Here is a 15,197-nt window from a genome sequence, read left to right on the forward strand (position 1 = left end):
TTACCTCAAAGCTTTATTGTGAAAAATGCACCGATCTTGTGGTCGGTGTAATTCTGATTGAGGTCAGCAATAGAGTTGATGGCTTCAATCGGTTGGTTGGCGTAGTTCGTGTCGTAGTGGCGCTCGTAGGTGTAAGCCAAACGAGTCGAGAAACGCGCATTGATGCGGTAATCCATATGGACTTCAGCAAGGTGTTGATACTGGTAGTAGTCACCCATTTCGGAGCTATCGACCGAGGTGTCACTGCCAGAGAACGAGAAGGTGTAGGAGCTGCCGACTGAGATATCGTCGTTAATTTGGTACTGCTCTAGACCAAAGCCAAAGTAGCTAAACTCATCACTGATACTGGTGTTGTGCAGCTCTAAGCTGTCGATAGTCTGGGTACCGGCATAGGCGCTCAGGACTAATTGCTCACTGAAGCGGTAGAAGCCGTCGAAGTTAACGAGCACTTCATCAGATTCTTGCAGTGCTGAGCTGTTGCTGTAGTCATCGCTGGCTAAAATAACTTTGAGGTTAGCGCCATAGTTGTTGCGGCTATAACCTAGACCAAGCTCTGTGCTGAGGCGGTCTCTATCGGCAAGGTAGTACTTTTCAAAAATATCGTCGCCAATGCGGTAGTCAGAACCAGTGCGTGCACCGCTGGTGAGCTTAACGTGCGAGTTGAGTGCGCCTAAGCGGTAATCTACACGTGCAAACAGCTCACTCTCTTGGGTCTCTTCACGGTCGCTGTCTGAGCGAGTACGGTCATTTTGCTCAAACCCGGCACTGAAATTAGTGCTGCCCAAACGGTAACTGGCGTCGACGCCATAGCGTGTCTTGCTGGTGTCGATAGGCGTGTTAATCACAGGAGGATTATTACCATCGAAGAACTCATATGAGCCACTGACATTGTCGCGGTCACTGTAGCGGTAAAAAGCGTTGAGCTTAATGCCGATAAAGCGTGAGCTGATACGAGCGTTATAGTCGAGGGTTTCCACTTCACCATCGAAGTTGGAGATAGGCACCAGCGAGTTATCTTGCTCAATCGCCTCGTCCTGGATCATCTTGCCAGAGGCAGCGCTCATGCTCAGACGAGTAGTGCCGAAATTAAGGCCACCTTTTACGCTAGCTTGTTGGGCACTATTGTTGGGGTCAATGTCGGCATTATCAGTAAATTCAGAGTTAAAGGCGGCAACGCCAACATTCCAAAAATCACCGTGCAGTTGCACGCCAGCGTTCATCACCTGAGTAGTGTGGTCGATGGTCTCGATATAGTTAGTAGGCTTAGGGTCAACTACAGAGCTAATGCGCTGACCTTGCTTATCTTCCGAGCTTGCTTTAACAAAAGCGCTAACCAGCTGAGTTTGATACTTAGCTGCAGCTGATAACTGCTTACGTTCGGCGCCGATATCATTATCATCGAGATTCCAAAGGTCAACATAAGCCAGTTCTAGAGTAACATCGCCGTATTTAGCCGCCGCTTTTAGGTAGCCATTATCAGCACCCGCATTGTTAGCATCAATACTGTAATGTTCGCTTTGAATATCAGCACTCGCACCATACTGGTTATCTAAGTGGGTGCTTTGCTCTGTCATCACACCAACACTGTTGTTGTGCTCAGGTGCTACACAACGTTTACAGGCATAGTCAGTTTCAATATTTTGCGGTATAGAAAAGTTTGCTGCAGTGGCGTTGGCTGAGAGAACAGCGAGTGCTACTAAAGTCAGTTTTGCGTTCATCATCGACTCCTATTTCTCAAACAAGTGGCCAGCGGGGTGGTTCGAACCATGAATTTTGCTGTGGCAATTCATGCACGATTGACCCTGAGTGAAACCATCTAGGTTGTTATGCACATCACCAGGATGGCCAGCTTGGTTATGACAGCTTTGGCATAGCTGCGGTGCACGGCTGTTAAGTAGGTTGTCGTTTACAGAACCGTGTGGGTTATGGCAGGTGGTGCAGTCCTCAACAACAGGAGCGTGTTCCCATAAGGCGGGTCCGCGCTTCTCGGCATGACAGCTGTAACAGGTATCATTAACTGCTAGTGGCGCTTCTTCATGCGGGTTGTGGCAATCGCTACACGCTAAGTTTTCTAAGTGAGTAGAGCGTTTAAATTTGGCCGACTCTTGCTGCATATGACAGCTAGAGCACTGAGTTTGAGGTTGTTTGACAGCTAACTCTGCTTGGTGAATGTTGTGGCAATCACTACAGGCTTGGTCATGGAAGGGGGTGTGCTCTTGGCTGTGGCAAGACTCACAAACACTGTTACGGCCTTCGACGGATAGCTCATCACCAAAGGTGAGCATGGGTTCGTTCTTACCTTTGTGCTTACCTTGTGGTCCGTGGCAGGCTTCACACTGAAGACCAGCCATAGGGCCTTGGTTGGTATCACCGTGTGGCGTATTAAAAATCGCCATAACAGCTTGAGACTTCTTGTGACACATAAGACAGGTGTCAGCACCTTTTTTAGAGTAGTTAGCCTCGGTGAATTTATTAACCAGTTGCTGCTCTAAAGGAGTAGCGACTTGGTCGGCTTGAGCGCTGGGCGCAGTAAAGAGTGTGGTAGCACAGAAGGCCATTAACACTCCGATTTTTAGTAAGATTCTCATCATCTATCCCATACTTATTATTTCGAAAATAAATGGTTTTTTATGTCTTAGTACCTAGTTCGAGGTAATTGTAGAGACAGGTGTTTACTTTTGTAGTGATGAATGTCACATCAAGGTAGGCAGGTGTGTACCTCTATGTGTTATATTTGCAGTTGGTCAAAAAATAACGCATTAGTGTGATCTGTTTCGATATGGTATTTACTTGGTTTTTAGTGGTTCCTGGGTTTGGGTGTGATGTCCGTCTTGTTTTTTGCGGTATTTGAGTCGTGGCTCGCAGATGCTAGCCTTGGTTCTATAGTGGATTGACAGTTGTAAACTTTGTTCCATATTATTTACTACGATTTGCAATCAGACCTGCATACACCTTGCCAATGAGGTGGTTGGAACCATGAGGGGAGTTAAGCGAGATTTTGGCATTTACGTTAAATGCTCTCATGGTTCATTTTTATTTTGATGATGAATCAACAGGATTTAGATGAGGCAAATGATGAGTAGCGACGTGCTTGTTTAGCGGGAGGTGTGAAGGAAGTTTGAGATGACTTAGCTGTTGTCCCGAGTCGCTCTCAGAAAAAATAGACATAAAAAATGCCAGTAAGCTTAACTTACTGGCATTGTTGTTTAGCGGGTAAACTAGTGGATACTAGATAGCGCGCTACTCATTTACGCGGGACTAATTCACACGGTATTTGGCAACCAAGTCTTCGTCTAGCTCGATACCTAAACCAGGTTTGTCGCATACAGCTACATAGCCGTTGTCGAACTGCAGTTGGTTTTTCACTAAGCTAGTGAACAGTGGGCTGCTGCTCTGAGAGAACTCCATTAGCGTGCCTTGCTCGCAAGCTGCTAAGAAGTGCACTGAAGCATGCAATAAAATGCCGGTGCTGAAACCATGTGGGATCAGCTGAGTACCATTCATCTGCGCGATGTCGTAGATCTTCTTCATTTCAGTGATACCACCACAACGGGTGATATCTGGCTGAACGATATCGGCATTAGACTTAGTGATGAACTCTTGGAACTCGTAACGCGTAGTTAAAGATTCACCGCCAGCAATCTTTTGTGACACTTGACGTGATAGCTTTTCATAGCTGATCAAGCTGTCAGCCAATACCGGCTCTTCAATCCAGTTGAGGTTAAACTCTTCTAGACGTTTTGCCATCATGGCTGAATGACCACAAGTGTGCCATTTAGACGCTAAGTCGATTTGCACTTCCATCTCTGGACCTGCAGCTTCACGTACTGCTTTAACAATGGCGTAGTCGGTGTCAGGGTCATCGCCCATCACACCGCCGCCAAACTTAATGCTGCTGAAGCCTTGGTCTTTCAAGCCCTGCACAATCGCTACGTTGTCTTCAGGCTTATCAGCCGGAATGAAGGTACCGTAACAACGGATCTTGTCACGGTACTTACCACCTAGCAGCGTGTGTACTGGCACACCGTAGAACTGACCGGCGATATCCCACAGAGCGATGTCGATAGCGCTAATAGCATGAATGCCTGCACCGCGACGACCCATGTAGTTAGAACCCCAGTACATCTTGTTCCACAGGCGCTCAATTTCCAGCGCGTTTTCACCAATCAACAGACGTTTAAGGCCGTTGCAGTAGAAGTTAGTTTGTGGCGCTTCGATACAAGCTTGAACCACTAGCGGGCTAGAGTCAGCTTCGCCAACACCTACAATACCTTTATCAGTGTGCACCTTAACGATGACGGCGTCTTCACCCCATTCACAATCGGCATCCATTGCTGGGACGCGTAGGTGGATCACTTCAATATCGGTAATTTTCAACATGATTTATTTCTCTGTAACGTCATCAAACTTGTGGTTTGACAGGAATTTCTTTAAGCCGTACATACATAGCATGAGTACGATGACAAATGGTGCCGCTGTCAGTGTTACCGCAGTTTTCAATGTGTCTAGTGAAGCATTGATATACAGCATTGCTAGCGGCAATAGACTTAGCATAATGCACCAGAACACACGTAGTTCACGGCTTGGATCTTGACCTTGCTTTAGGTTCTTAGTACTTACAGCAGCTACGGTGAACGCAGTTGCATCTAAGTGAGAAGCTAGGAATAGCATCATTAGTACAAAGTAGAATACTGACAAGATGGTACCAAATGGCAGGTTAGCAATTAGCTGAGCTACTGCAATGTCGCCACTCGCGCTGTTTAGTAATGCTGGAGCATTCACTACACCGTCAACCATAGCGTCAACCGAGTAACCTGTTAGTGCACCGAAGAAGAACCAACAACCGGCACAACCACCTGCAATCAGACCTAATACCACCTGACGGATAGTACGGCCCTTAGAGATACGGGTTACGAAAATTGCTACCGCTGGGGTGTAAGTGAACCAGTACAACCAGTAGAACACAGTCCAGTCTTTGTTGAAGGTGCCGCCATTCGTTGCGTCAGTGAACAAGCTCATCTCAACGAAGTTAGTTAAGGTTAGACCTAGCGAGTTAACAAAGAAGTCAACGATAAAACCAGTGTCGCCAAGGACTAATACAATCACAGCAAACACAAAGCACATACCACATGCAGCGTGAGCGATTTTCTGTAGACCTTCAGCAATACCAATGTAAGAGCTTAGAGTAAATGTCAGAGTAATAAGGGCTAGCAGGATGGTCTTCATCGCGAAGGTATTTTCCATACCAAACAGCTCTGCAAAACCAGTTGATACTGTGTTTACCGTAACTGTAGTGGTTAGGATCAAGCCACCAAACGTTGCGAATAGGAAGATAAGATCTAGCGTGCGACCCATGATGCGGCTAGCCGTGCTGTCTTCTTTCATGCCAAGGATAGATACCATTAGCGATGATAGGTTTAGACCTTTAGCGCGGTTAACGTGGAAGTGGTACGCCATAGCGATAGACGCTAGACCGTAGATAGCCCAAGGAGTAATACCCCAGTGGAACATCACGTAAGACAAGCTAGTGCGCAGCGCTTCGTTGCTCTGGCCTTCAATGTTCAGACCAATACCGTTGTAGTAGTAAGCCCATTCCATGAACGCCCAGTACATGGTCGCCGAACCTAAACCAGCACAGATAAACATGAATAACCAGCTCATGTTGGTGTATTCAGGTGCGCCATCACCTAGCTTGATGGTGCCGTAGCGGCTGGTTGCGATGTACAGCATGGTGCACACTGATGCAAAGGCAAATAGCTGGATGAAAGAACCAAAAGTATTGGTTAATGCTGCGAACGCAGTTTTACCGGCAGCTTGTACTTGATCTGGGTTAAAGATAAGCATCATAACTACAGCAAATACAACCGCCAAGCTTACTGAGATCAGCAGTTTGTCGTTTTGCACTTTATCATTTTGCACTTTATCGTTTTGAGCTGGGGATTGCTGGGTAACAGTTTTGTCTGTTACCGGTGCCGCTGTTATATCAGTCACGACTACATCCTTACAAAAGTGGTCGTGCGATTTACATCTTGGGGTAAACCGCACTGGGAATTTTATTCGGGCGGATTTTGAGTGAGATGAGCCTTGAGTGACAACAATAAAAGCTTATTCAGCTATTACCAAACGTAATAGTAAGAGGTGAGTCACATAGACACTTTTGCTACTGTGATGGCTTAAACATTAAACGTTCTGTAGTGATTTCTGAGTCTAGGTTGAGCGACTGCTGTAGCTGTTAATAGCTTGTTTTGCTTACTAACCAGTTGTGTGGCCTACATCGCGGTTTTAAAGCCGGAAAGCACTATTGCCAGGGATGCTACGCTGCAAACAAAGTCGCCTGGGTTGTTGCATTAGCTGCTGTTATTAGCAAAACAGATAGCACTCAAAATGGATGCTGCATCACATTTCATATAAACCAAGCCTATTTGAGCACGCAAGATGGCTATTTTTGGATTGAAAAAAAGCAAAAAACAATTAAATTGTAGGATTGTCTGACAATCTGGCGCTAGTGAAAATGAAAAAAGCCATTCAGCTCGACCCAAACGACAACGTAGCCACGCTACTTGTTGATGCCATTAAAGGCGATGAGATAGCCGTTATCTCGACTAATAACCAAGTCATTGATGTGGTGACCTGCCTACAAGGCATTACTTTTGGTAATAAAGTCGCGTTAACTGATATCGCCGACCAGCAACTTATTACTAAAGCGGGTTATCCAGTAGGCGTGGCGATTATGGCCATCCCTCGCGGGGAATTAGCCCACGTGCAAAATGTGCGTAGCCAACGATTAGATATTCCCGACAACATCATTGAAGAAATTATTAAACAGATGCGGATTGAACAAGCATGATGAATAGCTTTATTGGTTTTGGCCGTACAGATGGCAGCGTGGGTATTCGTAATCATGTATTGATTATGGCTGTAGATGAATGCTGTGACGGCATTGCGCGCGCCATCGCAGACAGTATCGATGACGGTATCGTGGTCACCAACTACAACACTTGTATGTACGGTGGCAACGAAGAGATGATCAACACCATGGTACATACGGGCAATAACCCGAATGTGGCTGGTGTGCTGGTGCTCGCTATGGGCTGTGGCAGTATCGATCCTGAAATCGTAGCTGCGCCTATTCGTGAAACTGGCCGCCCTGCGTTTTCATTAGTGTGCATGAAACAGCAAGGCACCCGCGCTACCATTAGCCAAGGTAAAGCATTAGCACAAGAGCTACAGCAAGCAGCGAATGCTGCGCCTCGAGTTGAAACGCCAATTTCTAAGTTAGTTATTGGGGTTAAATGTGGCGGTTCAGATACTAGCTCAGGTATTGCTTCAAACCCGAGTGTTGGTCGCGCAGTCGATACCTTAGTGGATTTAGGCGCAACCGCCATTGCCGGAGAACTGATTGAGCTTGTTGGCTGTGAAACCATTTTACGTCAGCGTGCGGTAACACCTGAGGTGGCCGACAAACTAGAGCGCCTTATTCATGAAGAAGAAGCACGCTGGCACGTAGATGGCGCCGAAGTGGAAACCATGAGTATTGGTAACAGTGTCGGTGGCCTTACTACATTAGAAGAGAAGTCTTTTGGCGCACTGAGTAAAACTGGTACTCGTGCAATTCAAGGTGTATTGCAGATTAACCATCTAGTCCATGAAAAACCAACTACGCCGGGTTTCTACCTGTCGGAAGCGACTCACTTATGTGGTAGCGCAGGTATGCACTTTGCGGCTCTGGGCGCACATTTGATTTTATGGACTACCGGCGGCGCAGGCTTTAATAACCCGATCGTGCCAGTGATCCGTGTGAGCGGTAACCAATATTTGTTAAATGAAGATATAGATATTGACGCATCTGGTATCATGCGCGCCGAAGAAGGTGTAGAAAGTGTAGCTGAGCGCATTGTGGCCAAAGTTGGCTGTGTTGCTCAAGGTCAACAGACCAACATTGAAGAGATTGGTTATAGCTACTGTAGCTTGTATCAAAAAGACCAACGCTTAGAAACGGTATTACGTTTTAAGCCAGGCTGTTAAGATTTTTCAACGTCTAGCCGCTAAGCGCTAGTAGCTAGTTAAGCATCGCCCTTATACTTATATAGGTTTAAGGGCTTACCATCGCAGGATGTTATGAATACTACTCAAGTTAGTTCAAGTGCCCGCTTACCGCAGTTATCTTGGTTTATGGCATTCAAAGCGGTGGCAGACAAACAAAGCTTTACCGAAGCTAGCCGGGAACTGTGTCTGACCCAGTCAGCCATTAGCCAGCAAGTCGCTAAGCTTGAAGCCGTGCTACGCACCAAGCTGTTTTACCGTGGTGGCAGGCAAATTCAATTAACTGAAGATGGTCGCAGATTGCTGTTACAGATCAATCAACCTATTCAAGAGTTAATGGGGGTGGTTGACGGTTTCCATCATGATGCCGAGCATTACACGCTGCACATTGAGATGGAGCCTGTTTTTAGCCGCCAGGTGATCAGCAAACTATTACCCAAGTTTCTAGCCCAATACCCTAAGTTGTTAGTCGGGCAGATGCTGACCACCAATCACTTTGACTTTTTACCGCAAACCGAGCTGGCTATTAAGTGGGGTGACGGTGAATGGGAAGGCTTTGATTCACAGTTTTTATGTAGCCTAGATTACGTACCTGTTTGCTCACCAGAATACCTAAAGCGTAAACCGTTAACCGTGCCGGCAGACTTAGCCAATGCGAGTATCATCCACGATAGAGATAACTTCGACTGGCGCTATTGGCTAAACTATTACCCAGTGGCAAAATTAGAGTTGCAAAAGTGCCATTACGCCAGTGAAAGCCAAGTGGTGATGTCGTTAGCCATGAGTGGTTTAGGTATTGCTGTGTGTGCATACCAGCAGATCCAAGAGGAGCTAGCGGATGGACGTTTGGTGATGCCATTTCCAGAGTTGAAAGTGCGCCATCAACGGGCTTATTATATTTTAACCCGTAAAAACAAACCGCTATCGCCACAAGCTCATAGCTTTATCCAGTTTGTTCACCAAGCCATGTTGAGCTAATTAATAGTCGAGCCATCAGTAACCGATATGAAAATCACCAAAGAAAGTTTAGAGTCTCAAGCCATACGTTATTTGCGCACGCATATATTAGAAGGCCATATCAAGTTAGGTGAAAAGCTGGTGGAAAGCGCGTTAGCTAAGCAGCTAGAGCTGTCGCGTAGCACAATGCGTATGGCGCTAAACTCGTTAGTGAATGAAGGCTTAGTGATCCAAAAGCCCTATTCTGGCTGGCAAGTGGTTGAGATAAACCAGCAAGACTTATGGGAGCTGTATCATTTACGTGTCGCGCTAGAAGGCGAAGCCGCAGCGATGGCTGCCAAGTGGGCAAGTAGTGATGATAAGCGCCGTTTAGCCGACTTTTTTCAAGAGTACCAATTGCTGTGTTTGCAGCACAGTGACGACACCCGCAGTATCAGCGAAATGGACTGGCAATTACACCTACTGATCATCGAGATCTGCGGCAGTGAGCGAATGCTCAATCAATACAAGCAGATCTTATACCCACTGCAGGCGTATATTGCCATCACCCACCAAGATTATGACCTGTCTGACAGCGCCTCAAGTCATCAGGCATTGGTACAAGCCATCTGCGCAGGCGACGCCGAAACCGCAGCCGAGCAAGCCAGATCTAATATCACGCCAATGTTCCGTGATGTTGATGTGCTCGAAACAAAATAGTCAGATAAGTTACTGTCCTTACTTGTTTAGTGGACAAGGTATAGAGTGGTAATACTTATTAACTTAGGATAATGGTATAAAAGTTTAAAATGGCGTAGAGGGCTTAGCATGAAACCGGGTAGAAACGATCCTTGCCCCTGCGGTAGCGAGAAAAAATACAAGGGTTGCTGTATGGACAGTGCTTCAAAACGGCATGCAGAAGTGTTTGATGACATTGCACAAACCGCAGCAATGAACCTGAACCTTACCCTTGATGAACTTAACTTAGTTACGCAGCAGCGCATGCATGAGCGTAATAATCGCTCCGAAACTGATTTTTTTGGCCTTACACCTAACCAAATGTCTAACTGGTTATATGCCCCTTTTAATGAGTTAGCAGGGGTAACATTTAGTACGCCTGATAGCATATCAAGCAGCCCGATAATGCGCTATTTGGCATTAATTCTAGATGAAGCCATGCAGAATAACGGTTCGTTTAAAGCGACCAGTAAGGGCAACCTACCAACAAAGATAGTCAAACAAGCCTGTGAGCTGCTGCCTGAGTTTGCAGTCTCTCAACATCAAACACATATCAGTATCAGTGAATTTGCTGGTAGCAATGAAGATAAATTTAACGCCTTGCACTACGCCCGTATTTTGGCAGAACTAGCAGGCATTATTTACCTTAGAAGTGGTCGATTTCATGTAAAGAAGTCATCGCAGAAGTTGTATCAGACTCAAGGTATTAATACGTTCTTTCTACCCATGCTCGAAGCCGCAATCTACCAATATAATTGGGGCTACCTAGATAGTTGGGAGCTAGATATAGATCTACGAACTATCTGGTTGTTTATGCTTTGGCGTCTGCAAGAGCATGGCAGCATTAACCAGCTGGTTGATGAGGTTGAAACAGCATTTCCAGATATCCTGCTTCAGTTACAATCGGAAGAGCATTTCTCGCCAATAAAGTTACTTAGCATGTTGATTGAATCACGCTTTATTAATCGATTTTTACAATTTTGGGGATTTGTGACGTTTGAGCCTAAGCTGGTTTCTATCAGCGAGTTAACGTCTAGGAAAGTTGATATTCAACCGCTGCTGATGCAAACCTTTCAATTCAGTATTAACAACCCATAAAGGTTTATAAGCTCTGGTAAACATCATCATCTACCAACCTTATGTTATGCCTGCGGCATAGATAGGGTCCTAAAAATTAGCTTTGAATCGATTGATGATTTAAGTAGGAAATACAGAAAAGTGAAACTAAGGTTTCACTTATTACGCTTTTATGCTTCTTTAGTTTCACATCTATGTGTTGTTAGAATCCCTTCGATGGAATCAGACTTTAAATACGGCTCTTTACTTTAGCTTTGGTGTGAAACTATAATTTCACTAATTAAGGTTAAGTGAAAGGGTATTTTCATTTTGATTAATATAAATGCTCCAGTTAAACGTGGGGCGGTCATCTTCCCCAAAAATCAGAAGATCCTAAATGCACTGGGTGAGAATATCACGCTGGCTATGAAGCGCCGCGGAATAACTCAAGACATGATGCATAAGCGAACAGGGATATCTAAGCCTACTCTGAGAAGGATAGTGAAAGGAGACTCATCTGTGTCTATTGGCCACTACGTAAATGTTTTGGCTGTTTTAGGCTTGCTGGGGGACCTTGCTAAAGTAGCACTTGATGATGAACTTGGCAGAAAGCTTCAAGATATAGAGCTATTGAAGAAAAACCGTTAAGGGGGCCTCAATTGGAAATCTACGTTTATGCTGATTGGACTGACTTAGGTAAACCTGTGTTAGTCGGTAAGTTGAGATCATCAGAAATCAGAGCTAAAGAGCACTTTAGTTTTAATTACGATGAAGATTGGTTAGCTTCTAAGTACGTAAGACAAATAGATCCTGCTCTACAGTTATATGTCGGTGAACAGCATGCCGAAGATGATAGAAATTTCAAAGTCTTCCTTGATTCATGCCCAGATCGCTGGGGAAGGTTATTGATGCAGCGTAGAGAAGCTGTGATTGCTCGCCAAGAAAAGCGTCGAGCACGTAGATTATTTGAAACTGATTATCTACTCGGTGTACATGACTCCTTTCGTATGGGCGCTCTACGTTTTAGTATTTCTGAAAAGGGGCCTTTTCTTGATAATAATGAGGATTTGGCAGCACCAGCGATAACGTCACTAGCTGAGTTGCAGCAAGCAACACTAGGTATTGAGGATAAACCCGACTTTGATAACCCTGACTACCTAAAATGGTTAAATATGCTTATCTCTCCTGGATCTTCACTAGGAGGTGCTCGCCCTAAAGCATCAGTAAGAGAGATAGATAAAACGTTGTGGCTAGCAAAATTCCCCAGCCGTTATGATGATTATGATATAGGGCTATGGGAGTTTATTACTTACCAGATGGCGCTTGAAGCTGGTATCAATATGGCTGAATCAAAGGTCGAACTCATAGGGGAACATCATATATTCCTTACTAAAAGGTTTGATCGTGATGTGGGAGGGAGAAGACTCCACTTCACTTCGGCCATGACGCAGTTGGAGTACTTTGATGGCCGCGATGATGGTGCAAGTTATCTAGAGTTAGCAGAGTTTTTAATTCAGAATGGCTCAAACACACAAGATGACCTAGAGCAGCTCTGGACACGTATATTATTCAATGTAATGGTGTCCAACAGTGATGACCATTTAAGAAATCACGGTTTTATTCTTGATGCAACAGGGTGGCGTCTATCACCTGCGTATGACATCAACCCTACGCCCAATGCTACCGGACTTCATCTGAATATTGATGATATAAGCAATGCTCTTGATGTTGAACTTGTATTTGAAGTAACAGAATACTTTCATGTAGATGCTAAGAAAGCTAAAGACATTTATGAAAGAATGGTCGTAGTGGTATCAGGATGGGAAGAGTTAGCAAAAAAAGCAGGCATATCCAAAGGGGAAAGGGACTTACTTAGGGATTGTTTTTTTGTTGCAGCAGAATAAAAACAGGCCCATATGGCGTTATGCCATATGGGCCTGTTTGCTAACTAGCAGCTAACAATGAGCCGATTAAACAAAGCTCATAAACAAACCGGCAATCGTTGCAGCCATTAGGTTAGACAAGATACCAGCAAACAATGCTTTTAAGCCTAGTGATGCGATTTCAGAGCGGCGCTCAGGTACCAAGCCACCAATACCGGCAATCGCAATCGCTACCGTGCCTAAGTTAGCAAAGCCACACAGTGCAAACGATAGAATCACTTGGGTGCGCTCAGACATCGGCATACCCGTTGCTTCAACAATCGCATCACCGCTTAGGTATGGTGCAAGGTTGATATAAGCAAAGAACTCGTTGATGACAATCTTCTGGCCGATGAACGAACCTGCTAATAACGCTTCGTCCCAAGCCACACCCATCAACCAAGCGATAGGGGCAAACACATAACCTAAAATTAGCTGCAAGGTTAGGCCGTCAAAACCAAACCAATTACCAATGCCACCTAACATGCCATTCATAAGTGCCACTAAGCTGACAAAGGCAAATAGCATAGCGCCCACAGCCATAGCTAACGACAGGCCATTCATGGTGCCCGTTGTCGCCGCATCAATAATGTTGGCTGGTGGATTCTCTTCTACAACGGTTAGGTCTTGATCGTTTACTTTCTCAGTTTGCGGGATTAATAACTTAGCAAACAGTAAGCCACCCGGCGCCGCCATAAATGAGGCCGCTAACAGGTATTCCATCTTAATGCCTAGCTGGGCATAACCCGCTAGCATGGTGCCTGCAATCGACGCCAAACCACCACACATTACCGCAAACAATTCTGCACGGCTCATCTTAGGAATATAAGGCTTAATCAGCAGCGGCGCCTCGGTCACACCTAAGAAGATGTTAGCGCTAGCAGACATAGATTCTGCCTTGCTGGTATTAAGGATTTTTTGCAGTGCGCCACCCACAATGCGAACCACCCACTGCATGATGCCTAGGTAATATAGCACCGCCGAAATTGCCGAGAAAAACACGATAATCGGTAGCACTTTAAAGGCGATAACGAAGCCGCCTGGGCCAAACAGTTCATACATCTTATCGCTAACAAGGCCGCCAAACATAAACGACATGCCTTCACTGCTGTAACCAATCACGGTTGAAACCGCTTCTGCCATATTAAAAATCACCGCCTGACCGAACGATGAGTAGATAACAAACGCACCCATGATTAACTGCAGTAAAAACGCCAAACCAACCGTGCGGTAGTTAATGGCTTTACGGTTTTCAGAGGCCAAAAAAGCCACTGCAAGTAGGGTGATGATGCCAACAATACTGATTAAAATTTGCATTTGTTTTGTCTATTACTATCTAAGTTGATGTAAAGGGGAGGCTAATGTTCTCCCCGATGTTTAGATCAATCTTTAAAGCATTCTTTAAAGCAATGAAGCGTTAAATTAGCGTTTTTAAAGCGAGCGAAAGCGGGCGGGAATACCATTGTTATTCCCGTCACTCATCTTGTTGATTAGATGCTTTTTTTAAACTGGCTTTAAAAGGTCTTAATTAATGCCTTGATGACATCAAGCACATAAACCTGACAATCAATCGCCGTTTGCGGCTCAAAGTCTTGCTTATGTTGGTCGGTATTAGACAGCACGCGAATACTCACAAAAGGCAGTTTGTAAGCTTCGGCAACTTGCGCAGCCGCAGAGGTTTCCATCTCTTCAACTGAGGTGCCCATGGTTTCGTGGAACCAGTTAATACGGTCAACTTCACGGTTCCATTCGTCACAGCTACCAATTCTACCCACAACAACTTTGCCTTGGGTGTAGCTGCTTGCTTGCGACAGGGCGATTTCAACAAGCTTTGGGTCGGCTTTAAAGTGATTGTGCTCAACCACCACGCCGTTTTCACGCAAATACATTGGCATATCGAAGTTCTGCCAAGTGGTAGGGTGTATGCCTTGGCCTTTTTCCACGAACTCGATTTTGTAAGCGCCCATGTTAAAGCTGGTTTCACCAATGACGATATCAGAGCGAAATAGCTTTGGATCGTGGCCACCTGAGGTGCCCTGATTGATGATAGCTCTTGGCTGAAAGTGCTCAATACCAAGGGTGGTTGATGCGGCGGCGTTAGCCAAACCAATCTCGGTACGTGACACAACAACTGGGTAGCCATCTAATAGGCCTTGCCAGAACGTCCACGCACCAAATGTTTGTTGTTTTACATCACTAAGGGCGGCAACAAGCGTTTCGACTTCAACGTCCATCGCGCCTTGAACTAAGATAGGATTTAGCATTTTTGAGGGTAACTTTTCATTGTGTGGCTGTTCAGAGTTTACGTGTTCAGGGTCTAACTTTTCAGCTGTTGGCTGCTCGCAAGTTGGCATGACAAATAACTTCGAATGGAAAGTGCGCGGATGGTAGCAACGAGATTTAGGCTAAACAACGAAATGAAAAGTAAAATACTTGTTGCGGTTTCGGTGGCCTATAAAACGCACAACTTTTGGCTTGGGCAGCTAATTTTTTGGAGCTGTA

Annotated in this window: 13 protein-coding genes; 7 read left to right on the plus strand and 6 right to left on the minus strand. The window is 45.3% G+C overall.

Annotated features, from left to right (window positions below; all coding sequences use genetic code 11):
* Positions 1-5: 5 nt before the first annotated feature.
* The 4 genes from K5Q73_RS07830 to K5Q73_RS07845 form a co-directional block, all read right to left on the minus strand.
* Positions 6-1,718: an MtrB/PioB family outer membrane beta-barrel protein gene (locus K5Q73_RS07830; RefSeq protein WP_220760906.1), complete on the minus strand. Its 1,713-nt coding sequence runs from the start codon at positions 1,716-1,718 to the stop codon at positions 6-8.
* A 9-nt stretch (positions 1,719-1,727) separates the two neighbouring features.
* Positions 1,728-2,588, minus strand: coding sequence for a DmsE family decaheme c-type cytochrome (locus tag K5Q73_RS07835; protein WP_259650742.1), 861 nt, complete (start codon positions 2,586-2,588; stop codon positions 1,728-1,730).
* A gap of 670 nt (positions 2,589-3,258) precedes the next feature.
* A complete protein-coding gene (locus K5Q73_RS07840; RefSeq protein WP_220760910.1) occupies positions 3,259-4,380 on the minus strand; it encodes a mandelate racemase/muconate lactonizing enzyme family protein in 1,122 nt (373 codons plus the stop codon).
* Positions 4,381-4,383: 3 nt separating this feature from the next.
* Positions 4,384-5,991 carry a BCCT family transporter gene (locus tag K5Q73_RS07845; RefSeq protein WP_220760912.1) on the minus strand — a complete coding sequence of 536 codons (1,608 nt, stop codon included), beginning with the start codon at positions 5,989-5,991 and terminating at the stop codon, positions 4,384-4,386.
* A gap of 520 nt (positions 5,992-6,511) precedes the next feature.
* Between K5Q73_RS07845 and K5Q73_RS07850 the strand changes: the two genes are divergently transcribed.
* The 7 genes from K5Q73_RS07850 to K5Q73_RS07880 all read left to right on the plus strand — a co-directional run bounded on the left by K5Q73_RS07850 (position 6,512) and on the right by K5Q73_RS07880 (position 12,677).
* Positions 6,512-6,847: an SAF domain-containing protein gene (locus K5Q73_RS07850; RefSeq protein WP_220760914.1), complete on the plus strand. Its 336-nt coding sequence runs from the start codon at positions 6,512-6,514 to the stop codon at positions 6,845-6,847.
* Positions 6,844-8,025: a UxaA family hydrolase gene (locus K5Q73_RS07855; protein ID WP_220760916.1), complete on the plus strand. Its 1,182-nt coding sequence runs from the start codon at positions 6,844-6,846 to the stop codon at positions 8,023-8,025. The genes K5Q73_RS07850 and K5Q73_RS07855 overlap by 4 nt, the downstream gene beginning before the upstream one ends.
* Positions 8,026-8,118: 93 nt before the next feature.
* On the plus strand, positions 8,119-9,021 hold the full coding sequence (locus tag K5Q73_RS07860; protein ID WP_220760918.1) for a LysR substrate-binding domain-containing protein: 903 nt from the start codon (positions 8,119-8,121) through the stop codon (positions 9,019-9,021).
* Between the two features lie 27 nt (positions 9,022-9,048).
* Positions 9,049-9,699, plus strand: coding sequence for a GntR family transcriptional regulator (locus K5Q73_RS07865; protein ID WP_220760920.1), 651 nt, complete (start codon positions 9,049-9,051; stop codon positions 9,697-9,699).
* Positions 9,700-9,807: 108 nt separating this feature from the next.
* The gene (locus tag K5Q73_RS07870) at positions 9,808-10,815 is read left to right on the plus strand and encodes a YecA family protein (RefSeq protein ID WP_220760922.1); all 1,008 of its coding nucleotides are present in this window, start codon (positions 9,808-9,810) and stop codon (positions 10,813-10,815) included.
* A gap of 348 nt (positions 10,816-11,163) precedes the next feature.
* A complete protein-coding gene (locus tag K5Q73_RS07875; protein ID WP_220761011.1) occupies positions 11,164-11,421 on the plus strand; it encodes a helix-turn-helix domain-containing protein in 258 nt (85 codons plus the stop codon).
* Positions 11,422-11,432: 11 nt separating this feature from the next.
* Positions 11,433-12,677, plus strand: a complete 1,245-nt coding sequence (locus K5Q73_RS07880) for a type II toxin-antitoxin system HipA family toxin (RefSeq protein ID WP_220760924.1) — start codon at positions 11,433-11,435, stop codon at positions 12,675-12,677.
* Between the two features lie 66 nt (positions 12,678-12,743).
* Here the strand turns inward: K5Q73_RS07880 and K5Q73_RS07885 are convergent, their stop codons facing one another.
* Together K5Q73_RS07885 and K5Q73_RS07890 are read right to left on the minus strand one after the other, a co-directional pair.
* Positions 12,744-14,012, minus strand: coding sequence for a NupC/NupG family nucleoside CNT transporter (locus tag K5Q73_RS07885; protein WP_220760925.1), 1,269 nt, complete (start codon positions 14,010-14,012; stop codon positions 12,744-12,746).
* Between the two features lie 197 nt (positions 14,013-14,209).
* The gene (locus K5Q73_RS07890; RefSeq protein WP_220760927.1) at positions 14,210-15,049 is read right to left on the minus strand and encodes a 5'-methylthioadenosine/S-adenosylhomocysteine nucleosidase; all 840 of its coding nucleotides are present in this window, start codon (positions 15,047-15,049) and stop codon (positions 14,210-14,212) included.
* Positions 15,050-15,197: the final 148 nt, after the last annotated feature.

Source organism: Shewanella sp. MBTL60-112-B2, from assembly GCF_019655055.1.
GTDB lineage: Bacteria > Pseudomonadota > Gammaproteobacteria > Enterobacterales > Shewanellaceae > Shewanella.